20 protein-coding genes are annotated in these 25334 nt (G+C 69.2%); 6 read left to right on the top strand and 14 right to left on the bottom strand.

Going from position 1 to position 25334, the window contains the following annotated elements; translation table 11 throughout:
- Positions 1-17: 17 nt before the first annotated feature.
- From glgB to OG956_RS10765, 4 genes are all read right to left on the bottom strand, one after another.
- A complete protein-coding gene (gene glgB / locus OG956_RS10780) occupies positions 18-2192 on the bottom strand; it encodes a 1,4-alpha-glucan branching enzyme (RefSeq protein ID WP_330342799.1) in 2175 nt (724 codons plus the stop codon).
- A gap of 245 nt (positions 2193-2437) precedes the next feature.
- Positions 2438-3811, bottom strand: coding sequence for a maltokinase N-terminal cap-like domain-containing protein (locus tag OG956_RS10775; protein ID WP_330337734.1), 1374 nt, complete (start codon positions 3809-3811; stop codon positions 2438-2440).
- A gap of 89 nt (positions 3812-3900) precedes the next feature.
- A complete protein-coding gene (treS, locus tag OG956_RS10770) occupies positions 3901-5601 on the bottom strand; it encodes a maltose alpha-D-glucosyltransferase (protein WP_330337733.1) in 1701 nt (566 codons plus the stop codon).
- Positions 5598-8021 (bottom strand): alpha-1,4-glucan--maltose-1-phosphate maltosyltransferase, encoded by a 2424-nt coding sequence (locus OG956_RS10765; protein ID WP_330337732.1) that lies wholly within the window; start codon positions 8019-8021, stop codon positions 5598-5600. The genes treS and OG956_RS10765 overlap by 4 nt, the downstream gene beginning before the upstream one ends.
- 332 nt (positions 8022-8353) lie before the next feature.
- On the opposite strand from OG956_RS10765, the gene OG956_RS10760 reads away from it, so the two are divergent.
- The 4 genes from OG956_RS10760 (at position 8354) to OG956_RS10745 (ending at position 12244) form a co-directional block, all read left to right on the top strand.
- On the top strand, positions 8354-10972 hold the full coding sequence (locus OG956_RS10760) for a glycosyltransferase family 1 protein (protein ID WP_330337731.1): 2619 nt from the start codon (positions 8354-8356) through the stop codon (positions 10970-10972).
- A 110-nt stretch (positions 10973-11082) separates the two neighbouring features.
- Complete coding sequence (locus OG956_RS10755) at positions 11083-11646, top strand: dihydrofolate reductase family protein (protein WP_330337730.1); 564 nt, start codon at positions 11083-11085, stop codon at positions 11644-11646.
- A 68-nt stretch (positions 11647-11714) separates the two neighbouring features.
- Positions 11715-11933, top strand: coding sequence for a hypothetical protein (locus OG956_RS10750; RefSeq protein WP_330337729.1), 219 nt, complete (start codon positions 11715-11717; stop codon positions 11931-11933).
- Positions 11930-12244 carry a hypothetical protein gene (locus OG956_RS10745; RefSeq protein ID WP_330337728.1) on the top strand — a complete coding sequence of 105 codons (315 nt, stop codon included), beginning with the start codon at positions 11930-11932 and terminating at the stop codon, positions 12242-12244. Before OG956_RS10750 ends, OG956_RS10745 begins: the two co-directional genes overlap by 4 nt.
- A gap of 62 nt (positions 12245-12306) precedes the next feature.
- On the opposite strand, the gene OG956_RS10740 is transcribed toward OG956_RS10745, so the two are convergent.
- Both OG956_RS10740 and OG956_RS10735 read right to left on the bottom strand, forming a co-directional pair.
- A complete protein-coding gene (locus tag OG956_RS10740; RefSeq protein ID WP_330337727.1) occupies positions 12307-12495 on the bottom strand; it encodes a DUF397 domain-containing protein in 189 nt (62 codons plus the stop codon).
- An 8-nt stretch (positions 12496-12503) separates the two neighbouring features.
- Positions 12504-13340 carry a helix-turn-helix domain-containing protein gene (locus OG956_RS10735; RefSeq protein ID WP_330337726.1) on the bottom strand — a complete coding sequence of 279 codons (837 nt, stop codon included), beginning with the start codon at positions 13338-13340 and terminating at the stop codon, positions 12504-12506.
- Between the two features lie 207 nt (positions 13341-13547).
- On the opposite strand from OG956_RS10735, the gene OG956_RS10730 reads away from it, so the two are divergent.
- Together OG956_RS10730 and OG956_RS10725 are read left to right on the top strand one after the other, a co-directional pair.
- A complete protein-coding gene (locus OG956_RS10730; protein ID WP_330342798.1) occupies positions 13548-13973 on the top strand; it encodes an ATP-binding protein in 426 nt (141 codons plus the stop codon).
- A 33-nt stretch (positions 13974-14006) separates the two neighbouring features.
- On the top strand, positions 14007-14879 hold the full coding sequence (locus tag OG956_RS10725) for a hypothetical protein (protein ID WP_330337725.1): 873 nt from the start codon (positions 14007-14009) through the stop codon (positions 14877-14879).
- A gap of 174 nt (positions 14880-15053) precedes the next feature.
- Here OG956_RS10725 and OG956_RS10720 read toward each other — a convergent pair whose 3' ends face one another.
- From OG956_RS10720 to OG956_RS10685, 8 genes are all read right to left on the bottom strand, one after another.
- Positions 15054-15440, bottom strand: a complete 387-nt coding sequence (locus OG956_RS10720; protein ID WP_330337724.1) for a hypothetical protein — start codon at positions 15438-15440, stop codon at positions 15054-15056.
- Between the two features lie 823 nt (positions 15441-16263).
- Positions 16264-16656: a hypothetical protein gene (locus OG956_RS10715; RefSeq protein ID WP_330337723.1), complete on the bottom strand. Its 393-nt coding sequence runs from the start codon at positions 16654-16656 to the stop codon at positions 16264-16266.
- 84 nt (positions 16657-16740) lie between these two features.
- Positions 16741-17997 (bottom strand): DUF1266 domain-containing protein, encoded by a 1257-nt coding sequence (locus tag OG956_RS10710; RefSeq protein WP_330337722.1) that lies wholly within the window; start codon positions 17995-17997, stop codon positions 16741-16743.
- 260 nt (positions 17998-18257) lie between these two features.
- Complete coding sequence (locus tag OG956_RS10705) at positions 18258-18755, bottom strand: hypothetical protein (RefSeq protein WP_330337721.1); 498 nt, start codon at positions 18753-18755, stop codon at positions 18258-18260.
- Between the two features lie 11 nt (positions 18756-18766).
- Complete coding sequence (locus OG956_RS10700) at positions 18767-23449, bottom strand: putative T7SS-secreted protein (RefSeq protein ID WP_330337720.1); 4683 nt, start codon at positions 23447-23449, stop codon at positions 18767-18769.
- Entirely contained in the window at positions 23449-24108 is a 660-nt protein-coding gene (locus tag OG956_RS10695) for a hypothetical protein (protein WP_330337719.1), read from the bottom strand. Before OG956_RS10695 ends, OG956_RS10700 begins: the two co-directional genes overlap by 1 nt.
- Positions 24105-24674 (bottom strand): hypothetical protein, encoded by a 570-nt coding sequence (locus OG956_RS10690; protein ID WP_330337718.1) that lies wholly within the window; start codon positions 24672-24674, stop codon positions 24105-24107. Before OG956_RS10690 ends, OG956_RS10695 begins: the two co-directional genes overlap by 4 nt.
- 96 nt (positions 24675-24770) lie before the next feature.
- On the bottom strand, positions 24771-25292 hold the full coding sequence (locus OG956_RS10685) for a DUF1990 family protein (RefSeq protein ID WP_330337717.1): 522 nt from the start codon (positions 25290-25292) through the stop codon (positions 24771-24773).
- Positions 25293-25334: the final 42 nt, after the last annotated feature.

Below are 25334 nucleotides of genomic sequence, written 5' to 3'. Positions count from 1 at the left end.
TGACCCGGACACTCTACCTACGCCGGCCGCAGCCACACCGTGGCGAGCGGGGGCAGGGTCAGCCGGATGCTCGCCGGGCGGCCGTGCCATCCCTGGGGTTCCGGCTTGATGATGTCGGGGGTGGTGACATCGCTGCCGCCGTACCGCCCGGCGTCCGTGTTCAGGCACTCGTGCCAGGCCGGGACGTCGTCGGGGACACCGAGCCGGTAGTCGTGCCGGACCACCGGCGAGAAGTGCGACACCGCGAGCAGCGGGGAGCCGGCGGCGTCCAGCCGCAGGAAGGCGAAGACGTTGTCGTCCGCCGCGTCCCCGGTGATCCACTGGAAGCCCGCCGGGTCGGTGTCCCGCTGCCACAGCGCCGGCGTCGCCCGGTACCGCCCGTTCAGGTCCCGTACGAGGTTCAGCACGCCCCGGTGATCGGCCTCGGCGCCGTAGGACGGGTCGAGCAGCCACCAGTCGGGCCCGTACGCCTCCGACCACTCCGAGCCCTGCGCGAACTCCTGCCCCATGAAGAGGAGCTGCTTGCCCGGGTGGGCCCACATGAAGCCCAGATAGGCGCGGTGGTTGGCGCGCTGCTGCCACCAGTCGCCCGGCATCTTCGAGACCAGGGACCGCTTGCCGTGCACGACCTCGTCGTGGGAGATCGGCAGGACGTAGTTCTCGCTGTAGGCGTACACCATCGAGAACGTCATCTCGTGGTGGTGGTACTTGCGGTGGATCGGCTCGTGGCTCATGTACTGCAGCGAGTCGTGCATCCACCCCATGTTCCACTTCAGCCCGAAACCGAGCCCGCCGAAGCCGCTGGGCCCCTTGTGGTGCGTGGGGCGGGTGACGCCGTCCCAGGCGGTGGACTCCTCGGCGATGGTCACCACCCCCGGGCAGCGCCGGTAGACGGTGGCGTTCATCTCCTGCAGGAACGCCACCGCGTCCAGGTTCTCCCGGCCGCCGTGCTCGTTCGGCGTCCACTGGCCCGGCTCGCGCGAGTAGTCCAGGTACAGCATGGAGGCCACCGCGTCCACGCGCAGCCCGTCGATGTGGAACTCCTCGCACCAGTACACGGCGTTCGCCACCAGGAAGTTGCGCACCTCCCGGCGCCCGAAGTCGAACTCCAGGGTGCCCCAGTCCGGATGCGCGGCCCGCAGCGGATCGTGGTGCTCGTACAGCGGACGCCCGTCGAACTCGGCCAGCGCCCAGTCGTCGCGCGGGAAGTGCGCCGGCACCCAGTCCATCAGCACCCCGATGCCGGCCTGGTGCAGCCGGTCCACCAGGTACTTGAAGTCGTCCGGGGTGCCGAGCCGGGCCGTCGGCGCGTAGAAGCCGGTGACCTGGTAGCCCCAGGAGCCGCCGAAGGGGTGCTCGGCGACCGGCATCAGCTCCACGTGCGTGAAGCCCAGGTCGCCGACGTACTGCGGGAGCTGCTCGGCCAGCTCGCGGTAGGTCAGGCCGGGCCGCCAGGAGGGCAGGTGCACCTCGTACACGGAGAAGGGCGCCTCGTGCACCGGGGTGTCCGCGCGGTGCGCCATCCACTCCGCGTCCGCCCACTCGTGCTCCGAGACGTCCACGATCGACGCGGTCGCGGGCGGCACCTCGGTACGGCGGGCCAGCGGATCGGCGCGCAGGGTGCGCGAGCCGTCCGGGCGGGTGATCTCGAACTTGTACGCCTCGCCCGCGCCGATCCCCGGCACGAACAGCTCCCACACCCCGGTGGAGCCCAGCGAGCGCATCGGGAAGCCGGTCCCGTCCCAGAAGTTGAAGGTCCCCGCGATCCGCACGCCCCGCGCGTTTGGCGCCCACACCGCGAACCGGGTGCCGGGCACGCCCTGATGGGTGGTGACATGCGCGCCGAGCGCCTGCCACAGCTGCTCGTGCCGGCCCTCGCCGATCAGGTGCAGGTCCAGCTCGCCGAGGGTGGGCAGGAACCGGTAGGGGTCCTCCGTCTCGTGGACCGTGCCGTCGTACGCGACGAGCAGCCGGTACCCGGGCACCTCGGTGAGCGGCGCCAGCCCGGAGAAGAAGCCGTCGCCGTCGTCGTGCAGCTCGGCCCGCAGCCCGTCGGCGACCACGGTGACGGCCCGGGCGAACGGGCGGAAGGCGCGGAAGGCGACCCCGCCCGGCACCGGGTGCGCGCCCAGCACCGCGTGCGGAGCGTGGTGGGTGCCGTGCAGCAGGCGGTCGCGGTCGGCGGCGTCCACGGGAGCGGGGACGACGGCCCGCGCGGCCGGGGCCGGCTCGGGTGCGCGCGCCGGGGGGACCCGCGCGGGCGCGGTCGCGGGAGCGGCCTTCTGCTCGGCCCTGCCCGTGCCGGACGTGTGCTTCGGCGTGGCTGACTTGTTGCGTGTCACGGACGAGCCTCCTGGTCTTCACACGGCGTCTTCACACGGCGTCTTCACACGCCGTCTTCCCACGGCGATGGGGTCTTCGCGCGGCGAGCCGGCCGTCACGCGGCGAGGCGACGGATCGCCGAGAGCGGTACGGGCAGCCAGTCGGGCCGGTGCCGGGCCTCGTAGACGACCTCGTAGACCGCCTTGTCGGTCTCGAAGGCCCGCAGCAGCACCGCGTCGGTACGCGGATCGCGGCCGGCCACCTCCGCGTACCCGCAGCAGTAGGCGGCCCGGCACGCGTGCGCCCAGTCCGGCGCGGGCGGGTTCACGGAGTGGGCGGCGTAGTCGAAGGAGCGGAGCATCCCCGCGATGTCCCGCACCGGCGGCTGCGGCATCCGCCGTTCGGCCGGCGGCCGGGCCGGCTCGCCCTCGAAGTCGATCAGCGACCACTCGCCGGACGGCGAGCGCAGGCACTGGCCCAGGTGCAGATCGCCGTGGATGCGCTGCGCGGTCCAGGTGTGGCCCTCGGCGGCGAGGTCGCCCAGCGCCCGGTAGGCGGAGCGCAGCCCGGCCTCGAACGGCCGCAGCGCCGGCACCGCCTGCACGGCCGCCTGAAGCCGCTCGGTCATCCCGCCGACCAGCGCCTCCATCTGCGCATGGCCGAGGGTGACCGTCGGCAGCGCCCGGGCCAGCGCGGTGTGCACCTCGGCCGTGGCCCGGCCCAGCGCCCGCGCCTCGGCCGCGAAGTCCTCGCCCTTGGCCAGCTCGCGCAGCGCCAGCTCCCAGCCGTCGCTCGCCCCGCTGACGAAGGGCTGGAGCACCGCCAGCACATACGACTCGGCGTCGATCTCGGCGTGCAGCCAGGCCGTCGGCGCGGGCACCCGGGGGCAGCCCTCCCGGGCCAGCGCCAGCGGCAGCTCCAGGTCGGGATTGATGCCGGGCTCCACCCGGCGCAGCAGCTTCAGGATGAACGTATCGCCGTAGACCACCGATGAGTTGGACTGCTCGGCGGTCATCAGCCGCGCCACCAGCCCCTCGCGTATCTCCTGGCGCGGATCCCGCTCGAAACACAGCCCGCCGACGCGGGCCCGGGTGCGCAGGGCCTCCAGGAGCACTTCGGCGGGCCGGGGATCGTACAGGGCCTCGTACACCGTGCGTCCGGCGAGCGGGCCGTCCTCGACGTGTCCGATCAGCGCGGGCGCCAGCCGGGGCGGCAGCGCCTCGCGCACGCCTATGAGCAGCTGGTAGCAGTCGCCCGGGTGCGGCGCGGCGCCCAGCACGGACGGCTGGTGGACGCGCAGCAGCAGGTGGTACAGGCCGAGCCGGCCGTCGGGCGGCAGCAGTTCGGTGACGGCGACGGGGGTGAACCCGGTGACCGGGCGGCCCTTGCCGGCGAACCAGCGCTGCCGCGGCAGCCACTCGCGCAGCAGGGGGTCCAGGGAGGCCAGGAGCGGGGTGGTGGTGCCGGACGAGGTGACCGTTTCCGCCATGGGCGTCACGTCCTTTTCCGGAAGCGCGAGGGGTATCACTGTTGCGTGCCCCGGGTGGGGCGGGGGAAACCGCCCCACCACAGGGGGTTCTACGCGGCGTCCTGCCGCAGCCGGAACCAGTAGAAGCCGTGCCCCGCGAGGGTGAGCAGGTACGGCAGCTCGCCGACCGCCGGGAAGCGGACCCCGCCGAACAGCTCGACGGGATGCCGCCCGTTGAACCGGCTCAGGTCCAGCTCCGTGGGCTGCGCGAAGCGGGAGAAGTTGTGGACGCACAGCACCAGGTCGTCCTCGTACTCCCGCAGGAAGGCGAGCACCGCCGGATTGGTGGACTGCAGCTCGGTGTAGGACCCCAGTCCGAAGGCGGGGTTCTGCTTGCGGATCTCGATCATGCGCCGGGTCCAGTGCAGCAGCGACGAGGGCGAGGACATCGACGCCTCGACGTTGGTGACCTGGTAGCCGTAGACCGGGTCCATGATCGTCGGCAGGAACAGGCGTCCCGGGTCACAGGACGAGAAACCCGCGTTCCGGTCGGGGGTCCACTGCATCGGCGTCCGTACGGCGTCGCGGTCGCCGAGCCAGATGTTGTCGCCCATGCCGATCTCGTCGCCGTAGTACAGGATCGGCGAGCCGGGCAGGGACAGCAGCAGGGCGGTGAACAGCTCGATCTGGTTGCGGTCGTTGTCGAGCAGGGGCGCGAGGCGCCGGCGGATGCCGATGTTGGCGCGCATCCGCGGGTCTTTCGCGTACTCGGCCCACATGTAGTCGCGCTCTTCGTCGGTGACCATCTCCAGGGTCAGCTCGTCGTGGTTGCGCAGGAAGATGCCCCACTGGCAGCCGGAGGGGATGGCCGGCGTCTTGGCGAGGATCTCGGAGACGGGGTAGCGGGACTCGCGGCGCACCGCCATGAAGATGCGCGGCATGACCGGGAAGTGGAAGGCCATGTGGCACTCGTCGCCGCCCGACTGGTAGTCGCCGAAGTAGTCGACGACGTCCTCCGGCCACTGGTTGGCCTCGGCGAGGAGCACCTTGTCCGGGTACTGGGCGTCGATCTCCTTGCGGACCCGCTTCAGGAAGGCGTGGGTGGCCGGCAGGTTCTCGCAGTTGGTGCCCTCCTGCTGGTACAGGTACGGCACCGCGTCCAGCCGGAACCCGTCGATGCCGAGATCCAGCCAGAACTTCAGCGCGGAGATCATCTCCTCCTGCACCGCCGGGTTCTCGTAGTTCAGGTCCGGCTGGTGCGAGAAGAAGCGATGCCAGTAGTACTGCTTGCGTACCGGGTCGTACGTCCAGTTGGAGGCCTCGGTGTCGACGAAGATGATCCGGGCGTCCTGGAACTGCTTGTCGTCGTCGGCCCAGACGTAGTAGTCGCCGTACGGACCGTCCGGATCGCGTCTCGACTCCTGGAACCACGGATGCTGGTCACTGGTGTGGTTCATGACGAAGTCGATGATCACGCGCATGCCCCGTTGGTGGGCGGAGTCCACGAACTCCACGAAGTCGGCCAGGTCGCCGAAGTCCGGGAGCACCGCGGTGTAGTCGGAGACGTCGTAACCGCCGTCCCTGAGCGGCGACTTGAAGAACGGCGGCAGCCACAGGCAGTCGACCCCGAGCCACTGCAGATAGTCGAGCTTGGCCGTCAGGCCCTTCAGGTCGCCGATGCCGTCGCCGTTGCTGTCCTGGAAGGAGCGGACCAGGACCTCGTAGAAGACGGCGCGCTTGAACCACTCCGGATCCCGGTCCTTCGCGGGCGTGTCCTCGAAGGTGTCCGGGACGGGCTCATTGACGATCATATTGTGGGTGACCCTCCGATCTGCGGGTTGGACGGTCGCAGGACGGTGAAGACATGCGCGGGCCTATGGCCCGGTTCGAGGCGCACATAGTTGGCCCTGCCCCAGTAGTAGGTCTCGCCGGTGAGCTCGTCGCGCACCGGCACCGACTCGTGCCAGTCCAGGCCGAGTTGCGGCATGTCCAACGAGACCGTGGCCTCCTGGGTGTTGTGCGGGTCGAGGTTGGCCACCACCAGAACCGTGTTCGACCCGCTCCGCTTCGAGTAGGCGATCACCGCGTCCTTGTCGGCGTGGTGGAAGTGCAGATCGCGCAGTTGGCGCAGGGCCGGGCTGCGGCGCCTGATGTCGTTGAGCCGGGTGATGAGCGGTGCGATGGTACGGCCCTCGCGCGCCGCCGCCTCCCAGTCGCGGGGCCTGAGCTGGTACTTCTCCGAGTCGAGGTACTCCTCGCTGCCCTCCCTGAGCGGGGTGTTCTCGCACAGTTCGTAGCCGCTGTAGATGCCCCAGGAGGGGGAGAGGGTGGCGGCGAGCACGGCCCGGACCTCGAAGGCGGGCCGGCCGCCGTGCTGGAGGTAGGCGTGCAGGATGTCGGGGGTGTTGGCGAAGAAGTTCGGCCGCATGTAGGCCGCCGCCTGCCCCGACAGCTCGGTGAGGTACTCGGTCAGTTCCTGCTTGCTGTTGCGCCAGGTGAAGTAGGTGTAGGACTGCTGGAAGCCGATCTGGGCGAGGGTGTGCATCATCGCCGGGCGGGTGAACGCCTCCGCCAGGAAGATCACGTCGGGGTCGCGGTCGTTGACCTCGGCGATGACGCGTTCCCAGAAGACGACCGGTTTGGTGTGCGGGTTGTCCACGCGGAAGATCCGCACCCCGTGGTCCATCCAGTGCCGCAGGATCCGCACGGTCTCGGCGACCAGGCCGTCCATGTCCGCGTCGAAGGCGATGGGGTAGATGTCCTGGTACTTCTTCGGCGGGTTCTCGGCGTAGGCGATCGTGCCGTCGGGCCGGTGGTGGAACCACTCCGGGTGCTTTTCCACCCAGGGATGGTCCGGCGAGCACTGCAGCGCGAAGTCCAGCGCGACTTCCAGGCCGTGGGAGCGTGCCTGGGCGACGAAGAAGTCGAAGTCCTCCAGGGTGCCCAGAGCGGGGTGGACGGCGTCGTGGCCGCCCTCGGGGGAGCCGATGGCCCAGGGCACGCCGACGTCGTCGGGGCCGGCGGTGAGGGTGTTGTTGGGGCCCTTGCGGAAGGTCGTGCCGATGGGGTGGACGGGCGGCAGGTAGACGACGTCGAAGCCCATGTCGGCGATCGGCTTCAGCCGGCGCGCGGCGGTGCGGAAGGTGCCGTGGGGGCGTTCGGCGGTGCCCTCGGAGCGGGGGAAGAACTCGTACCAGGAGCCGTACAGGGCCCGCTCCCGCTCCACCAGCAGCGGCATCGGGTCGGAGGCGGTCACCAGCTCCCGCAGCGGATGACGGGCCAGCACGTCCGTCACCTCCGGCGCCAGCGCCGCCGCGAGCCGCCAGGCGGCCGGGCGTTCCTCGTCCCGCAGGGCGCGCACGACGTCCAGGACGACCTGCCGCTCGGCCTCCGGCACCCCGGCCGCCGCCCGCTCGTACAGCCGGGCGCCCTCCTCCAGGACCAGCCCCGTGTCGATGCCCGCGGGGATCTTGATGCCGGCGTGGTGCCGCCAGGTGGTGACCGGGTCGGACCAGGCCTCCACCGTGTAGGTCCAGCGGCCCGGTTCACCTGCGGTGACGGTGGCGCCCCAGCGGTCGGTGCCCGGGGCCAGTTCGCGCATCGGCGTCCACGGCCCGGGCCGGCCGGCCGGGTCGCGCAGCACCACGTTCGCCGCGACGGCGTCGTGCCCCTCCCGGAAGACGGTGGCGGACACCTCGAACGACTCGCCGGTGACCGCCTTGGCCGGCCTGCGCCCGTGCTGGACCACGGGCCGTACGTCGAGGATCGGGATGCGGCCGAGGGTGGTGCCCCGGTGCCGGGGTACGGCGCCGCCCGGACCCGGCGAGGTCCCGGGGGAGCCGGTGACGCCGGCGGCGGCCTTTACGGACTTCTTGCCGAGAGTTTTCCCGGCCGTTTTCCCGACCGCCTTCTGAGCAGGCTTCGTGGCCGCCTTCTTGGCCGGTACTGCCTTCTTGGCCGTCTTCTGGGCCGTCTTCCTGGCCGGTTTCGCAGCCGTCTTCCCGGCCGTGTTCCCGGGCGTCTTCGAGGCCGTCCTGGTGGCCGCCTTCGTGGCCGTCTTCGTGACTGCCCTGGTGACTGCCTTCTTGGCCGCCTTCTTGGCCGCCTTCCTGGCCGGGCTGCCGGCCGGTTCGCCGGCCGGTTTCTTCGCCGCCGACGGGGCTGCCGGCTCTGCCGCTGCCGTGTCCTTGCTGCTTGTCGGGGGTGATGACGAGTCGTGCGTGGCGGGCATGACCGCTCCTGTCCGCGTCAACGAGGGTGTGGGCGGATGGATATGGGGAGGTGGGTCCTGCGGTGGTGCTGTGGGACGGCTGTGGGGTGTGTACCGGAGGAGCCTTCCCACCCTGTTCGGGTGGGCAATCCGGATACTTTGTTAACTACTCACGCGTATGTCCACCCGCAAGACCGGTCCCTTTCACCGGGTGCCCGCCGACCGCCCCTTAACGCCCCGACACCCCCGCCGTGCGCGTCCCCACCGACCCCCGGGTAACAACTACCGTCGAAGGTGACGACGAGACGTACAGCGCCGTGCGTCTCACTCCGCGACGCGTCCGAGGTGGAAGTGTGAAGGCGATCCGTCGGTTCACCGTCCGTCCCGTTCTCCCCGAACCTCTCCGGCCGCTGAGCGACCTGGCGCGCAATCTGCGCTGGTCCTGGCATGCGGAAACGCGCGACCTGTTCCAGTCCGTCGATCCCGAGGCCTGGGCCGCGGCCGGGGGTGACCCGGTGCGGACCCTGGGCCGGGTGCGCCCGGCCCGGCTGGCCGAGCTGGCCGGGGACCGGCGCTTCCTGCGCCGCCTCGGCGCGGTCGCCGACGACCTCGACGACTATCTGACCGGCGACCGCTGGTACCAGACCCAGGCGGCCGGGATGCCCGCCGCCATCGCCTACTTCTCCCCGGAGTTCGGCATCACGGCCGCCCTGCCCCAGTACTCCGGCGGCCTCGGCATCCTCGCGGGCGACCACCTCAAGGCCGCCAGCGACCTCGGCGTACCCCTGATCGGCGTAGGCCTCCTCTACCGGCACGGGTACTTCCGGCAGACCCTGTCCCGCGACGGCTGGCAGCAGGAGCACTACCCGGTGCTCGACCCCAACGAGCTGCCTCTCACCCAGCTGAAGGAGCCCGACGGCACCCTCGCACAGGTCTCGCTCGTGCTGCCCGGCGGCAAGGCGCTGCGCGCCCGGATCTGGCTGGCCCAGGTCGGCCGGGTGCCGCTGCTGCTGCTCGACTCGGACGTGGAGGAGAACGACCTAGGCGAACGCGGCGTCACCGACCGGCTCTACGGCGGCGGCAGCGAGCACCGGCTGCTGCAGGAGATGCTGCTGGGCATAGGAGGAGTCCGGGCGGTACGGACGTACTGCAGGCTGACCGGGCACCCCGAGCCGGAGGTGTTCCACACCAACGAGGGACACGCGGGTTTCCTCGGCCTGGAACGCATCGCCGAACTGTGCGCGCAGGGCCTGGACTTCGACTCGGCCCTGGAGGCGGTGCGCGGCGGCACCGTCTTCACCACCCACACCCCCGTCCCGGCCGGCATCGACCGCTTCGACCGGGAACTGGTCGCCAGGCACTTCGGCCCGGACGCCGAACTCCCCGGCATCGACGTGCAGCGGATCCTGACCCTCGGCATGGAGACGTACCCGGGCGGCGAGCCCAACCTGTTCAACATGGCCGTCATGGGACTCCGGCTGGCCCAGCGGGCGAACGGGGTCTCCCTGCTGCACGGCCAGGTCAGCCGGGAGATGTTCGCGGGCCTGTGGCCGGGATTCGACCCCGAGGAGGTGCCGATCACCTCCGTGACCAACGGGGTGCACGCCCCGACCTGGGTGGCCCCCGAGGTGCTGGGCCTCGGCGCCCGCCAGGTCGGTTCCGAGCGGGCCGAGGACGCGCTGACCGTCGGCGGCACCGACCGCTGGGACTCGGTCGCGGACATCGACGACCAGGAGATCTGGGAACTGCGCCGCACCCTGCGCGAACAACTGGTGCAGGAGGTACGGGAGCGGCTGCGGGCGTCCTGGCGGCAACGCGGCGCCGGAGACGCCGAGTTGGGCTGGATCGACGGAGTGCTGGACCCGGACGTCCTGACGATCGGCTTCGCCCGCAGGGTCCCGTCGTACAAGCGCCTGACGCTGATGCTCCGCGACCGCGACCGCCTGATGGAGCTGCTGCTGCACCCGGACCGCCCGATCCAGATCGTGGTCGCGGGCAAGGCCCACCCCGCGGACGACAGCGGCAAGCGCCTGGTCCAGGAACTGGTCCGCTTCGCCGACGACCCCCGGGTGCGCCACCGCATCGTCTTCCTCCCCGACTACGGCATGGCGATGGCGCAGAAGCTCTACCCCGGCTGCGACGTCTGGCTGAACAACCCCCTGCGCCCGCTGGAGGCCTGCGGCACGAGCGGCATGAAGGCGGCCCTGAACGGCTGCCTGAACCTGTCCGTCCTCGACGGCTGGTGGGACGAGTGGTTCCAGCCGGACTTCGGCTGGGCCATCCCGACGGCGGACGGCGCGGGCACCGACCAGGACCGCCGTGACGACATCGAGGCGGCGGCCCTGTACGACCTGCTGGAGCAACGGGTCACCCCGCGCTTCTACGAGCAGGGCCGCGCCGGCCTCCCCGACCGCTGGATCCAGATGGTGCGCCAGACCCTCACCCTGCTCGGCCCCAAGGTGCTGGCCGGCCGCATGGTCCGCGAGTACGTCGACCGCCTCTACGTCCCCGCCGCCCAGGCCCACCGCGCGCTGACCCCCGACACCGCGAGCGACCTGGCCGCCTGGAAGGCGCGGGTGCGTGCGGCCTGGTCCGCGGTGAGCGTCGACCACGTGGAGACGACGGCGCCGACGGCCACGGCGGAACTGGGGTCGACGGTGGGCCTGCGGGTGCGGGTGGCCCTCGGCTCGTTGTCCCCCGACGACGTCGAGGTCCAGGCGGTGTCGGGCAGGGTGGACGCGGAGGACCGCATCACGGACGCGACGGTGGTCCCCCTGAAGCCGACGGCAGCCCCCGACCTGGAGGGCCGCCTGCTGTACGAGGGCCCCCTGTCCCTGGACCGCACCGGCCCCTACGGCTACACGGTCCGCATCCTCCCGGCCCACCGCCTGCTGGCGTCGAGCGCGGAGATGGGGCTGGTGGCGGTGCCGTCGGAGGACGGGGTGGAGGGGGCGGGGGTGTTGTTGCGGTAGGCCGGGCGCGGCGGGTCCTCGGATCCGCCGCGCACCCGCGACCGTAAGTCGCCGTGCCGAAGGCACCGGAGCCGAACCCGCTCCGTACCCGCTCCCGCGGAGGACTGCTGATGCGCAGCGTGACCTATTCGATGGGCGTCTCGCTCGACGGCTACATCGCGGGGCCGGACGGCGACTTTCGCTGGACGGCGCCCGACGAGGAGGTCTTCCGCTTCGCCACCGGCGAGGTGCGGGCGCTCGGCGTCCACCTGATGGGGCGACGGCTGTACGAGACGATGCTGTACTGGGAGACCGCCGACCAGGACCCATCGCTCGACGACCCGATGCGCGAGTTCGCCGCGATCTGGAAGCGGCTCCCCAAGGTGGTGTTCTCCACCACGCTGCCGGCGGTCCAGGGCAACGCCCGCCTGGCCGCCGGCGGCCTGGCGGAGGAGATCGAGCGCCTGCGAGCGGAGCCGGGGGAGGGCCCCATCGCGATCGGCGGCGCGACGCTCGCCGCCGAGGCGGCCGCGCTGGATCTGATCGACGAGTACCGGCCGAGGGTCTACCCGGTACTGGTCGGCGGCGGCATTCCGTTCTTTCCCCGGCGGGAGCGCCGGGTGGATCTCGAACTCGCGGAGAGCCGCACCTTCGACTCGAGAGTGGTGTATCTGCGGTATCGGGTGGTGCGTTAGTGCGCTCTGAACTGCGATGTGGTCGGCGAAGCGCCCGCTTGTCAGTGGTGATCGCCATCATGGGGGACATGGCCCACCCGAACCTGACCACCGGCAGTATCTGGCGGCTCCACCACGGCGACCAGGAGTGGGAACAGGCACACACCCGCTGCGCCCAGATCCGCAGTGCGCTCCCCATGACGTTTCCCGACGGCAGCCAGGTCGCCGAGTTCATGCTGCACATCCACGACGACGGCACCGCCGGCTGGCGCCGGCACGACGAGCCCTTCGACACGGTGAACCAGTGACACGCTGGGCTCGCTGCTTCTGGGACGAGGAAGCCGTCTGGTTCTACTTCGAGCTGGACACCGACGGGCACGTGATCCGGCAGGTCGAGTTGCAGGAGCCCGGGGGCAAGGCTTTGGCCGCCGCATCGCTGGCCGAGTGGCAAGAAGCCCAGCGGGCCGGACGGCTGGCTGAATACGAGGGCGTCTACGGCCTGACCGCGGAGCTGCCCATCTCCGAGTGGGAGGGGCACGACCCGCAGTGGCTGTCGGCCGACGAGTTCGACATCGTTTGGTCGACGGCCCGCCGGCAGCTCCAGGATCGGCAGCGGTGACGTCTTTCCAGGCATTCACTGCTGCGGCGCCGTCCTGGCGAGACGAGGGTTCCCCGTCCCCGCTACGGCGTCTTCTTCAGTGCCTCGATGAAGAGGGTGAAGGATCCGGCCGGGACGGTGAGGGGGCCGGCGGCCGGGTTCTTGGAGTCGCGGATGGATATGTGGGTGGGGGTGGGGGCTATTTCCACGCAGTTGTTGCCGTCGTCGGGGCCCGAGTAGGACGACTTCCGCCAGTCGCCGGGGATGTCCATGGGATGCCTCACAGCTCTTGCGCCAGCTTGTGGATGAAGTCGCGCGACCGGTCGGGATCGAGCGCGACGGCCTCCACCTTACGGAAACGCGTTCGAAAGGCGCTGAGCTGGGCTTCGGAGTCGATGAAGGCCGAGCCGTGGGGTACGTCACGCACGACCGTGTCCAGCTTGGGAACAGAGCCGCCGACGTACGTCATGGAGCTGGCGGCCCTGGCGAAGCCGTCCAGGTCGAAGGGGATGACGCGTAGGGTGACGCCGTCCGCCGCGGAGCGTTCCAGCAGCTTGCTCAGCTGGGCCCGGGAGGTGGCACGGTCGCTGACTCTGATGCGTAGGGCGGCCTCATGGATGACCAGCTCGTACGGAACGGTGAGCTGCTGACGCCTCATGCGGTGCCGGACGCGCAACTCGAGCTCATCGCGAGTCAGTTCGGGAACTCGAGCGGAGAACACCGCGCGAGCGTAGTCCTCTGTCTGCAGCAAGCCCGGCACGTACAGGATGGCCACCTCACGGAGGAACGTGGCGTGGTGTTCCAGTTCGGCCAGGTCCAGGAACGAGTTGGGCAGCGAACCCCGGAACTCCTCCCACCAGCCGTGCGTCCGGTCGGTGGCCAGTGCCGCCAGGGCATCGACGAACTCGTCGTCGGTGCAGGCGTAGTGCGAGGCGAGACGACGTAGTCGCTGCTCGCTGACGCCCGCGAGCGCCGACTCGATATGGGTGATCTGGGCTGGGGCGACGCCGAGCAATGCGGCCGCCTGGCGGGAGTTGAGGCCCGCCGCCTCGCGGAGTCTGCGCAGCTCAGTCGCCAGGCGCAGCTGGCGTGCCGTTGGCTCGCGCCTCTTCACCATCGACTGGCTCTCCTCACAGGGCTGTTGGCGCAACTCGTTCGGCGTCAGGTTACGCGGTCGACTTGCCGCGTCCCTAGATTTAGATCTACCGTCGGTGACGCATCGCACACGCTGCGGAAGCGCACCGCTTCGTCCTGCCATGACGGCTGCGGCAGGCCACCGCCCCCGAAATCCTTATTCACTCACTGGAGTTGATGACGCATGCCCATGCCCGAAATCGAACCCGTCGAGTCCTGGGACTACACCCTCTGCATCCCCAACGACCTCAGAGCCGTGACGGTGTGCCGCCGCACGCTGCGGCTGATCCTGACGGTGCACGGTCTGATCGGCCTGGTGGACACCGCGGAGCTGCTGGCGGCGGAGCTGGTCTCGAACGCCGTACGGCACACGAAGGGGCCGGCCGCGTTGAGGGTGCGCCGTACGGCGGAGGGGATGGTGTGGATCGGGGCGTGGGACACCGACCCGGCGCCGCCGGACCCGCCGCGTCCGCTGGAGCAGGTGGCCGGGCTGGAGCTGGAAGACGGTCGGGGGCTGGGGCTGGTGCGGGCGTGCGCGCAGTACTGGGGGTGGCGGCCGGCGGCGCGGTTCGGGGACCGGGGCAAGTACGTGTGGTGCGAACTTGCGGCGGCCTAGCTCGTTGATCACGTCGTACAGAGAGGAGAGCTGATGGTCGGCTCGTCGCATGAGGCGCTGCACCGGATCTTCCAGAAGGATCCGGCGTTGCTGACGCGGGCGTTACAGCGGGTGCTGCACGTGCCCTTTCCCGAACCGAGGGAGATCGCGGCGCTGAACATCGATCTGACCGAGATCGAGCCGGTCGAGCGCCGGGTGGACACCCTGCTGCGGGCGGAGACGGACGAGGGCACGTATCTGCTGGTGGTGGAGTCGCAGGGGAAGGTGGACGAGCGCAAGCGGGGGAGCTGGCCGTACTACCTGTCGTACCTGTATGAGAAGTACCGCTGTGAGCCGGTGCTCATCGTGATCACTCAGAGCAGTGCTACGGAGCGGTGGGCCTCGCGCCCGATCCGGCTCGGTTTCCCGGGCTGGGAGTCGCTGACGGTACGGCCGCTGGTGCTGGGGCCGGACAACGTGCCGGTGATCGCGGACGAGCGGCAGGCGGAGAAGGACGTCCCCCTTGCGGTGCTGTCGGCCATGACGCACGGGCGGGGGCCGCGGGCTGCGGCCATACTGGAATCCCTGGCCGCCGCCCTGCGGACCATCGACCCCGACAGTGCCGCAGTCTTCGTGCAGTTCGTCGACTCCTGCCTGGTTGACCCCCAGGCGAAGCAGATGTGGAGGGACCTGATGACGGCGATCCAGTACTTCTGGCGACACCCGCTGGCGGAGCAGGTGCGAGAGGAGGGCCGGATCCAGGACCGCCAGGAGATGACCCTGCGCATCCTGGAATGGCGGGGCATCCCCGTGCCCGACTCCGTCCGTGAGCGAGTCATGCACTGCTCGGATCTGGACCAACTGGAGGTCTGGGCTCAGCGGGCGGTCCACGCCTCGCAGGCGACGGAGCTGTTCGCCGACGAGTGAGCAAGTGACCCTTGGGCCGCTCGCTTCCCCGTGAGCATCGTGCCTCCGCGAGGTGCGTCAAGGGCGCTCCGCGTCGCCTCCGGCGATGGCTCTCGGGGCCACCCTTGACCCACCTCGCTGCAGCACGGGGGAGAAGCGAGCGGGCGGGCCGGAAAGCGGTGGCTCTACCACGGGCTACTCCGGTGATGTGGCGTTCAGCCAGCGGTCCACGGCGTCGCGTGTCTCCTCGGGGATTGACTTGTCCTTGGCGAGTTTGACTCCCGTTTCTCTGAAGGACTGGATTCTGTGCGCCTCACGCAGGCAGACAATATCCGTCCAGACCTGACCTTGTGAGCCTTGAATGATGGTATTCCCGTCGGTAGACAGCATCACAAATTCTGGATGCCCCCAGCCGTACCCCGTAACGCCGAGTTGGGCGCCGGTTCCTGCGAGGTCCCACTCGGTCTGCAATGCTACGTGCGCCCACCACGAGGTGTTGGAATGCCTGGCTTCCAGGTCCCTGACAGCGATGAGGAACTGCGGATCTCCGGCCGCGAAGAAGCCTTGATCGGAGCAGAGCATGTATCATTGGTGATTCACTCGTTCCCGAAAATCTGTGACCTCATTGTCGATACTGGCAGCCCACTCCTGGCCATCGGCAGCGGTCGAGTTCGAAAAGGCCGCAAGACATGGTGGAACGAGTGGAGCGGAGCGGTCCGCCATGCCCAGATACTTGAGCCCCGCCGAGGCCAGGCTAGTGCTCAGTTCCGCTTCCTGCAGGGACCCCTCGGGTTGTCTAGTGCTGGACTATCGTCTCTTGACGTGGAGTGGGAGTCGGCGGACGGATCACGGCAACCCGTCAGTCGATGTAGAGAAGCGTTGTCTATACGTAGAGCAGTCGGCCCTGAATGCAGAGCTTCGGGAGTACCTGGATTTCCATCCGGCCAGTACATTCGCCCATGTGAAACTCGATCAAGATATGCGTTGCGGATGGAACGGAAGAGACGGTCAATCGAGTCGCGCCCTCACGGTGGACGTCAGACAAAACATCCCAGTTGGTGTCGGTCCAACGTATTCTGACCGACCTGCAGAAGATGTCGTAGGACAGAGTGACTGAATCGCCTTCCTTTCCTTGCCATGTGAGTGTGCGTGAGCCGCTTTCGTCTATCTCTGGCAACTTACCGAGTACGTCCAGGATCTCCTCGTCGCCCGGGACGACAAATTCCCGATACATCTCCTCATTCTCCCTCTTGCCGCACTCTCGGCAATGGCACTCGGCGGCGGATCGCACGCTGGGACCATGCTGAACTCCTGGCCGGTGCTGGCGGGGCGGCGGCCCCCTCGCGCTGTTCTTCCACCGAGTGGATCTGCAACTTGGCCGGCTGAAGTGCGTCCATGGTTGAGGTCACGGCGTGAAGAGGCCCAGGCCCGAGCAGTCGTCGCCGCCGGACGGGTCCGGGGCGTACAGCCAGTAGACGGTCAGGAGCAGGACGGCAGCCAGCAGCATGCCGAGCACGGCTGACACCGCTGCCATTCCGCGCCGTTCGCTGCGGGGGAGGGCGGCGAATGCCACTACCGCAGCGACGGCGCACGCGAGGCCGGCCCAGGACGTGATGTACATGCGGGCGGAGGGGCCCAGGTACCGGCAGTTCTGGAACGTGTCGGAGGCCCAGGCCAGGCGTGCGGCCAGCAGGACGGCGGAGACGGCCGCCAGCACGGGGACGAGCAGGGCGCGCCGGCGTCGGGGGGCGGAGCCCGTCGACCGGGTGGGCGAGGGCGCGTGGAGAGGGGGTGTCATCAGGGCCAATCCGGGTTGGGGCGGACGAACCGCAGGTGTTGTGCGCCTTCTCGCTTCCAGTGCCTTACAAGAGGTGGCCTGCTGTCAGCGGAACGGAATGGTCAGCCAGGGACTCTCGGGGTCGGACATCAGGATCTGGTGGGCGCTGACCATGTCCTCGTACCAGGGGCCGAACTCCTCCTCGTCGAAGTGGAGGGAGCGGCCGAGGATGTAGCCGGCGGAGAAGTCCCGCCATGACTTGTAGGACAGAGCGGCTGCGCGGCCGGCCTGGATGACGGCGGACTCGGCTTCCTTGAGCGTTCCGAACCGGGCTCCGAGCCCCCACCGGGCCATCTTCGAGGCGCGACCGAGGTCCCAGGCATCGACGGAGGAGACGTACCCGTTCTCGTCGAGCACGCCGTCCGCGCGCATGCGGGCCTCGTAGCGGGTGATGCGTCCGATGAGCCGGTGCACGCCCTCGATCCGGGCCTGGACCTCTGACTCGGGGCGGGGCTCCGTCTTCGTGACGCCCTCTTCGCTGACGACGACCGACCCTTCGGAGTTCGCCCGGATGACGTTGGCGGCGGCCTGCTTCCAGTAGCCCACGTCGACGTAGCCGCCGAAGTCCCGGGCGATCGTCCGGCGCAGGCGGAGGGCGAAGTCCCAGACCGAGCTGTGCTGTTCGCAGGCGAGGAGGTCGCGGAGGTAGTACTGCCACTCCTCGCGGCTGGTGATGCCCCACCACTCGCGGAGCCGGTTGCGCTCACCCGGGTATCCCGTGCCGTGCCACGCCATGGCGTTCCAGAAGGAGCCGTTGTGGACGCACAGGAGGGCACCGCAGGCGAGGCCGTGGGCGACGGCGCCCTGGAGGGGGCCGCCGAAGCGGAGGGTGCGCAGCTGCAGCGAACGCTTCCGGGGGGAGGCCTGTTGCCCGTACTGGGCCCAGGCCGACGAGTGCGGGGGCGCGGAGGGGAGGAACGCCTCGCACGGGCTGCCCGGGTTGACGACGATCTGGGGCGGGTCGGTCGGCTGCCACACCTTGGGGAACCACTCGAGGTACTTCCAGTCGAAGACGCGGTGGGGCTCCGGCGCGGGGAGCATGCCCTCGGTGTACACGGCCCAGATCCGGCCGCCGGCGACACGGGGATCGTGTCCGAAGACGACGTGCGTGGCGCTGGGCGTGGCATCCGCCTTGTCCTTCTGTATCTCGAAGAACAGCCGGCACTGCGCGAGCGTCCGGAAGTACGCCGCCCAGTCCTCACGCCGCTTGGCCTCGAACAACGCCTGCTCGATCTGCGACGGTGGTGTCCAGGCAGGGGGCGCCGCAGCCTCGAATCCAGCGGGTGGCGGACCGAACGACATGAGACTCGTTGACCTTTCTTGTACTCAAGTTCTGTTGAGCACCGTACCTACCAGATCCACGAAGCCATGGGAGGACCGAGGCCCCCCGAGTCGGCAGTGGTTCGCAGAGTTGTCGGGGCCCGCAACCAGTACGTCTAGAGAAAAGGGTCCGCATGACCCTGGGCTCCGTGCCGCTGGTGAATTGAGTTTCGGGTGTCACCACCTGATCGCGGGAGATCCCGCAACGAGGCTTTTGACCCGATGACATGCGAGGGACTTAATCAAGTATCGGGCTGAACGTCGACAAGTACGGCGCTGAGAGATCCGTCGCCCGCTAGATGGATTTGAGAATATTCGCACACCAATACTTGCGCGGTCTGCTTTGCGGGAAAGAACAATTTCGCCGTCCCGTGTTCCCGGGAAAAAGCAATTACCTCATTGGATGTGATGACTCTTGATTGAAATGTGGAATAATCGGGGTTGGTGGAGATTCCCCACGGGGAACGATCGAATGCAGGGATTCCTGTATCCGTCTTGGGAAGTGATAGAGGTGGGCTTGTGTCGGCTCTTCCGGGCGGTTCGTCGATGATCACTAGTTCCCGCATCATCCCGGATTGAGGGTCTATCTTGATCTCGACCTCCCCGCCGTTGCTGCCGCTGATCCTCCAGTACAAGGGCTGCAACCTACTGTCAGTGCCCCAAGTAATTGTCAAGGGCACATATGCATCACTCTCTACCTCGACCGTAGTGCACGTCAGCACGTCAACAGCCTTGAGCATTTGGTTTCCCTTCATCCTTTGTAAAGAGCGTGCACCAGCGCCGGGAGCGGGTCCTCCGGCCGCTTGCTGAACTTCAGTTCCCAGCCGCCTGCCTCCACCATCTTCCCCAACGGAATGCCGTCCTTCGTGGCGGCAACCACCGCTTGTTGGAGACTCTTGATCTGCACTTGGTTGATGAGGCCAATTTTATCGCGGGTTGCTAGTTCGGCAATCCTTCCTTGGGCGTACTCGTTCAGATGTTTCGTCGCGTTGGGGTGCACCCATACACGTTGATCCCCGGCCTGCATCTCGAAAGACTTCGGAATATCGGTCCCTGGGTAGTTCGACTGGGTAGGTTTCACGTCCTCCCAGACAGGCCTTTGATCGCAGTCCGGAGCCAGGCCGAGCACGTCGGTCCATGTGTGGGGATTATGGACGTATGCAGCGGGATTGGGGGCCGGTGTGAGACCAAGTGGATCAAGGATCAGATAATGGGCCGTTTCCGGGTCGTAGTGGCGAAAGTAGTTGTAATGGAGGCCGGTTTCGGGGTCGTAGTACTGGCCCGGGAAGCGTAGAGGGGTGTACGTCGTGCTGTTCGTCGACCACGCCGTCGTTCCCCACAGGGTGCTTCTGGTGCGCCAGGCTATGTCGCCCTGTTCGTCTATGAGTTCGTTCGGGGTGCCGACCAGGTCGGTGACTATGGCGAAGAAGCGGGAATCGATCTCCTCCTGGGGTGCGTCGGCCGCGGTGATGCGTTCCGTTTGGGTCAGGGGGCGCAGGCCTTGGTGGTCCCAGGTGAGGGTGACCGGGTGGGGGAGGTCGGAAGAGGTTGTGGTCTGTTCGCAGAGGGTGGTGCCGTCCCAGGTGAAGTCCACCCTCTCTACGACCGTTTCGCCGTCGGCCGCCATGCGGAGTTTGGCGGTGCGGCGGCCCAGGGGGTCGTAGGTGTAGCGCCAGCGGGTGCCGTCCGGGGTCACGACCGAGGTGAGGCGGTCCTCGGCGTCCCATTCGTAGCGCCAGGTGTCCGGCTTGCGGGAGAGGCGGGTTTTCTGGCGGAGGGTGATGCGGCCGAGTGCGTCGTGTTCGTAGCGGACGTTGCCGGCTCGGGTGATGCGGGTGCCCGCATAGGAGCGGGGGCCGGTTGCCTCGGCGCCCGGGTGGTCCGACGGCCAGGACGCCTGGGTCTGGTTGCCTGCCTCGTCGTACGCGTAGCGTTCCGTCCAGCCTGCCGCGTGCACTGCCGTCACCCGGCCCGTCGCGTCCAGGTCGAAGCGGCGCTCGCCGTTCAAGTGGTCGGCGATACCGATCACGTTGCCGTCGGCCCGGTAGGAGTACGACCGGTGCTGGATCAGACCGCCCTCGGCGCCGGTCACCGACTGGCCTGTCAGGCGGCCCAGCGTGTCGAAGGTGTGCTCGAGAGTGATCGTTGTGCCGACGCGGCGCGCCAGTTCGCGACCCGCTTCGTCGTACGTGAAGTCGATCGCCCGGCCGGACGCCACCATGTTCGTACGGTGACCTGCCGCGTCGTACGACCAAGTGGAGACCGCGCCTGTTGGCGTCGTGCGGCCCGTGCGGCGGCCCAGGGGGTCGTACGTGTACCTCACCGTGCGGTCATTGACCGTCTCCGAGACCAGGCGGCCGTGGCGGTCGCGCAGCAGGGTCAGGGTCGTGCCGTCCGGGCCGACAGCCTGGGCCAGTTGGTCCGTGAAGTCGTAGGCGTAGGTCGTCACCTGGCCTGCCGCGTCCTTGCGGAGCACCTGGCCCAGTTCGTTGCGTTCGAAGGACGTGACCTGGCCGAGGGCGTTGCGGCGGGAGAGCAGGCGACCCGCGGCGTCGTACTCGTACGTCAGTGTGCGGTCGTCGAAGTCCTTCTCGGACAGCAGGCGGCCGGCCGGGTCGTACGTGTACTCCCACGTCAGACCCTGCGGGTTGGTGACCTTCGTCAGACGCAGCTCCGCGTCGTGGGCGAACTCGTAGCGGACGCCGTCCGGGCCCGTGCGGGCCGTCAGCAGGTCGAAGTGGGTGTACTCGAAGTACGAGACGCCGCCCAAAGCATCCGTGTGGCTGGTGCAGTTGCCCTCGCCGTCGTACGTCCACGTCTCCGTCGTGCCATCGGGGGCCGTGCGGCGGGTCAGGTGGCCCTCGAGTGACCATTCCAGGCGGGTTGTCGCGCCGGTGGGGTCGGTGATCGTGGTCGGGCGGCCGAGGGCGTCTCGTTCGTAGCGGGTCACCGCGCCCAGCGGGTCCGTCACCTGCACGGGCAGGCCCGCGCGGTCGCAGACCACCGTGGTCGTGTGGCCCAGCGGGTCCGTGATCGATGTCAGGTGTCCGGCCTCGTCGTACGTGAACCGGGTCGTCTGGCCCGCCGGGTCCGTCACCGAGGTGCGGTTGCCCCGCTCGTCGTACGTCTGGCGGATCACCGTGCCGTCCGGGTTCACCACCTTCACCGGCAGGCCCAGGGAGTTGTACTCCGCCCGGGCCTCGCGGCCGTCCGGGCGGACCAGGCGGGTGAGGTTGCCCGCCTCGTCGTACTCGAAGGTGATCGTGTGGCCCAGCGGGTTCGTCGTGGAGAGCAGGCGGTGGTGACGGTCGCGGACGTAGCGGGTCGTCGCGCCCAGGGCGTCCGTCTCCGCGACCACCTGCCAGGTGCCGTTGACCAGGTAACGAGTGACGTGTCCCTCGGCCGTCGTCGCGGTCGTGGTCCGCAGGCCGGTTTCAGGGTCCCGTTCCCCGTAAGAGAAGCGGTGCGTCATATGGCCTGCTGTGCCGCCCTGCGCGATACAGCGGTCCTGGTCGTCGTACTCGTAGCTGTAGCTGCGGTCGTTCGTGTCCGTCCAGGACGTGACCCGGCCTCGGTCGTCGTAGGTGAAGCGGAGGGGCAGGCCGGAGGAGTTGTAGACCTCGGTGAGGTTGCCGTCCGTGTAGGCGAAGCGTTTCAGTTCCTCGCCGGTCGCGGTCAGGTGGTACGCCGTGATGCGGCCCGCGTCCGTGGTGATGCGGACGCCCTGGCCGGAGCCGGTGAACACGCCCACAGGGGTGCCCTCGGCGTCGTACTCGAACGAGATCCAGTTGCCGTTGCGGTCGTCTATCTGTTCCAGGACGGCCAGGCTGTCGCTTCGGTCGGCGAAGTGCCGCACCTGCCCGGTGTGCGGGTCGGTGATCGTGTAGCCGCCGTCAACCCGGTCCAGGGGCAGGCGCGGGCCGTGGCTCGCCACGGTGGGCACGCCGGGTGCCGGGTGCGGGTACGACAGAAGGAGGCCGTCCTCCGTGACGTAGACGACGCCCTCCGCGTCGATCTCGAGGCGCTGGTCCAGGGTGGAGGACCAGGACGGGCCGAACCAGCGGCCGAGGCGGTAGCCGGACTCCACGCGGCGGGTGAGGAGCAAGGGCAGCGTGCCGGGGAGGGTGACGTCCGTCTGCGGCAGGTACATCTTGCCGGTGGCCACGTTGACCGGGTCGCCGCATTTTTTCGTACTGCTCTCGTCGTGAGAGTGCTGCGGTGGGTCCTCGTGCACCGTCTCCCGGGGGGTCTTCCCGGCCGCGCTCTCCGCGCCCTCTCGGCCTGCCACCCCTTCCGCCGCCTCTCGTGCGAGGCCCGCTTCCGCCGCGTCCCGGGCCAGACCCGCTTCCACGCCGAGGCCGTCGGTGCCGAGGAACTGAGGGATGAGACGGCCGCCGAACTCGGACGGGTCCTTGCGGAACTCGGTCCACATGTTCTTCAGCGTGCGTTCGGGGTGGGCGGAGCTGGAGACCAGGCCGGAGAGCGTCATGCTGACGTTCTGCATGTAGGCCGCGGGGTGCGTGAGGTTGTAGGGATCCATCGGGTTCAGGCCGCGGGCGAAGTTGAGCAGGCCCGCGGTGCCCTTGAGGATGCCTCCCCCGACGTGGGCGAGTTCGGTGTTGACAGCCTGGTAGCCGTCGAGGAGGTCGTTGCCCAGGCGTTTCAGCGGGGGCGGTTCGGCCGGGGCGTGTGCGACGGCGGCCTTGACTTTGGCCTGTGCCTCCGAGGCGGCGGTGTTGCGCTGTTTGCGGGCCGCGGCGAGTTTGTGGGCGGCGGCCTGGATGTCGGCCTTGCCGGGGTCGTGGAACGGCTCCGGCTTCGGACCCGGGTCCTGGTTGGCCTTGACCTTGGCGTTGTAGGCGTCGACCTTCTTGTTGTAGGCGTCGGCCGCCGCCTTCGAGGCCTTCACGCCCTTGTCGTAGAGGGCGATCGCCTCCTTGGCCTCGCTCTGTGCCCACTTGACGGTGCCCGCGTACGACTCCAGGGCGCCGGCGGCCGCGTCGCAGGACTCGGCCGCCTGCGCCCACTTGGCGGGGTGCACGCCGAACTTCTTGCGGAAGGCGTCGCCGGCCTGCCCCTTCCAGCCCGAGGAGTCGACCTTCCGCATCCCCTGGCTGACCTTGTCGAAAGCGGCGTGGAAGTCCCTGAGGTGCTTGACGCTCTCGTGGATCTTCGCCGGGTCGCCGTGGACCAGGTCCGTGGGGTCGTCGCTCTGGCCGAGTTGCTGCTCGCCCGGTGTGGCGCCCAGGTCGGAGGCGATCCCGTCACCCCAGTGCTCCACGTCGTGGGCCCAGTCGTGTGCACCGACGTAGTCCAGCGCCTCGCCGAGCTTGTTGGTGGCGTAGTCGACGCCCTCGCCGACCTTCTTCTTGCCTTCGTCCCAGAGGTGCTCGCCCTCGCCCAGGAGCGAGTTGGTCAGGTCTCCCAGTCCCATCAGCCCTCACCGCCCTGCTGTCCGGCCGCCTTGGCGCGGGCCTCGGGAGAGGGGCCGAAGGTGTCGTCCAGGTAGTGGTTGTACTCCTGGTCGGAGACGCCGAACGCGCTGTGCAGGTTCTCCGGGTTCATGCCGGGCACGAGTCCGATGGTGTGCGAGGTCATCACGTCGCGGCCGGCGTCCTTCCAGCCCTGCGCGCTGTTGGCCAGGGCCTTGTCGAAGGAGGCCTGGCTGAAGTCGACGTTGCCGCCGTACACACCGGAGGTGGCGATGTCGCCCCAGCCCTTCTTCTCCACGTCCGCCTCGGAGGCGTACGGATTGCCGACGGCCGCGTTCTCGACGACCTTGAAACTGCCCTTCACGTACTGCTCGGTCTCGTAGTAGGTGCCCGCCGACAGGCCGGTCTTCAGCGCGAATCCGTTGCCCTCGTCGATCAGTGCTCGCACCCCCCACTCCCAGCGTTCGCAGAAGGACTTGAACTCGCTCGTCAGCCCCTCGTGGCCGAGTTCAAGTCCGGACAGGGCGATGTCACCGAAGCCGCGCCCGACCCCGGCCTCGCCGACCATGCCGAGTTCCTTCAGCTCTGCCAGTGCTTCGGTCAGGCCCTTGGCGATCAGGTTCAGACCGTCTGTGGACAGGTCCTTGCCGCTCCCGGTCACTGCACACCCCCCGTTCCACTGTCGATGTCCACGGCCGCCGCATCCGGCACGATCCCCGCCACCGGCGGGAACAGCACACCCTCGCCCTGGCTGCCTGCGTCCAGTGCGACCCCGCACGGCACCCCGACCGCCGGGACGGCGGCGTCCAGCAGCCGGGCGCCCAGCCACCGCTGGTACGGCCACGCCCGGTCTCCCTCGCCCCGCGCGACCGCGTAACGGGCCAGGGATGCCTCGTTCGAGAAGGCGAGGATCCAGCGGATGCCGCCGAGGTCGGCCACCAGGGGCGCGTCCTGCCCGTCCACCGGCACCAGCACGGGCGTACGCCGGAAGCGGCCGAGCAGGATGGCGAATTCGCGGCGTCTGCGACGGACTTCGTCCACCTCCAGGTGGGTGTCCTGGGCGTCGGCCGGAGTAAAGGAAAGTGAATGCTCCGGCAAAGACGGGGTGTTCGGGCTGCTCGGTGCGGGCGCCCCCGTGTCCTCGCACCCCGCCATCTCCGCGTACTCCGCCAGCTTTGACCTGCGTATACCTGCGGCCAGGCCGGCGTCACCCCCGTGTTCAGCCATACGCCGGATCATCACATTCGGGTGTTGCCGAGAGCAACGCGGCACAGCGGTCGGTGCACGGGTTGGCGGGAATACGACCCCTGCCCTCCCGCTGCCTCAGGCCTCGGACGTCCCCTCGCACAACCTCCGCAGTACCGTCCCGCAGCGGCGGGCGTACGCGTGCTGGAAGCCCCGGGTCGCCGGGCCGCCCGCCTTCGCGTACCACTTGGCCGGTCTGCTGAAGGCCGCAACCGTGAGCCAGACGGTGCCGTCGCCGGTGCGGTCGACCACGAAGGCCTCCTCGCCGCACTCGGGATGGCCCTCCAGGGTGCCGTAGGCCCAGCCGGCGCGGCGGGGTTCCTCCACCGTCCAGATGATGCGGCAGGGGGCCTTGACGAACCCGGCCAGGGTGATCGTGACGTCGACGCCGGGGGCGGCGCGGTCGGCGGCGGCGTCGACGCGCACGCCCAGGGCGCGGTGCATCTCCCAGGTGAGGAGCGCCTCGGCCGCCCGTTGGAAGAGCTTCTGGCCCTCGCCGAGCCGGGTGCGGACCAGCATGGGGCGGAAGCCGGGCGGGCAGAACGCCGGGTCGTCGCGGGTCGCGCCGACCGGCTCGTAGGTGAAGGGCGCCGAGGACATGGGTCACAAGGGTAGGGCGGCACCCGGAAGGGGTTCCTCCCG

It is taken from the genome of Streptomyces sp. NBC_00557 (genome assembly GCF_036345995.1).
Lineage (GTDB): Bacteria > Actinomycetota > Actinomycetes > Streptomycetales > Streptomycetaceae > Streptomyces.
Note: the sequence above shows the minus strand (reverse complement) of the source record. Positions and strands in the feature narration are given on the sequence as shown.

What these genes read in the sequence shown, in the direction of transcription:
- OG956_RS10775 (WP_330337734.1), bottom strand. Translation starts at nt 3,811, where the DNA reads ATGGCGGAAACGGTCACCTCGTCCGGCACCACCACCCCGCTCCTGGCC.
- treS (WP_330337733.1), bottom strand. Translation starts at nt 5,601, where the DNA reads ATGATCGTCAATGAGCCCGTCCCGGACACCTTCGAGGACACGCCCGCG.
- OG956_RS10765 (WP_330337732.1), bottom strand. Translation starts at nt 8,021, where the DNA reads ATGCCCGCCACGCACGACTCGTCATCACCCCCGACAAGCAGCAAGGAC.
- OG956_RS10755 (WP_330337730.1), top strand. Translation starts at nt 11,083, where the DNA reads ATGCGCAGCGTGACCTATTCGATGGGCGTCTCGCTCGACGGCTACATC.
- OG956_RS10750 (WP_330337729.1), top strand. Translation starts at nt 11,715, where the DNA reads ATGGCCCACCCGAACCTGACCACCGGCAGTATCTGGCGGCTCCACCAC.
- OG956_RS10740 (WP_330337727.1), bottom strand. Translation starts at nt 12,495, where the DNA reads ATGGACATCCCCGGCGACTGGCGGAAGTCGTCCTACTCGGGCCCCGAC.
- OG956_RS10735 (WP_330337726.1), bottom strand. Translation starts at nt 13,340, where the DNA reads ATGGTGAAGAGGCGCGAGCCAACGGCACGCCAGCTGCGCCTGGCGACT.
- OG956_RS10730 (WP_330342798.1), top strand. Translation starts at nt 13,548, where the DNA reads ATGCCCGAAATCGAACCCGTCGAGTCCTGGGACTACACCCTCTGCATC.
- OG956_RS10725 (WP_330337725.1), top strand. Translation starts at nt 14,007, where the DNA reads ATGGTCGGCTCGTCGCATGAGGCGCTGCACCGGATCTTCCAGAAGGAT.
- OG956_RS10720 (WP_330337724.1), bottom strand. Translation starts at nt 15,440, where the DNA reads ATGCTCTGCTCCGATCAAGGCTTCTTCGCGGCCGGAGATCCGCAGTTC.
- OG956_RS10715 (WP_330337723.1), bottom strand. Translation starts at nt 16,656, where the DNA reads ATGACACCCCCTCTCCACGCGCCCTCGCCCACCCGGTCGACGGGCTCC.
- OG956_RS10710 (WP_330337722.1), bottom strand. Translation starts at nt 17,997, where the DNA reads ATGTCGTTCGGTCCGCCACCCGCTGGATTCGAGGCTGCGGCGCCCCCT.
- OG956_RS10705 (WP_330337721.1), bottom strand. Translation starts at nt 18,755, where the DNA reads ATGCTCAAGGCTGTTGACGTGCTGACGTGCACTACGGTCGAGGTAGAG.
- OG956_RS10700 (WP_330337720.1), bottom strand. Translation starts at nt 23,449, where the DNA reads ATGGGACTGGGAGACCTGACCAACTCGCTCCTGGGCGAGGGCGAGCAC.
- OG956_RS10690 (WP_330337718.1), bottom strand. Translation starts at nt 24,674, where the DNA reads ATGGCTGAACACGGGGGTGACGCCGGCCTGGCCGCAGGTATACGCAGG.
- OG956_RS10685 (WP_330337717.1), bottom strand. Translation starts at nt 25,292, where the DNA reads ATGTCCTCGGCGCCCTTCACCTACGAGCCGGTCGGCGCGACCCGCGAC.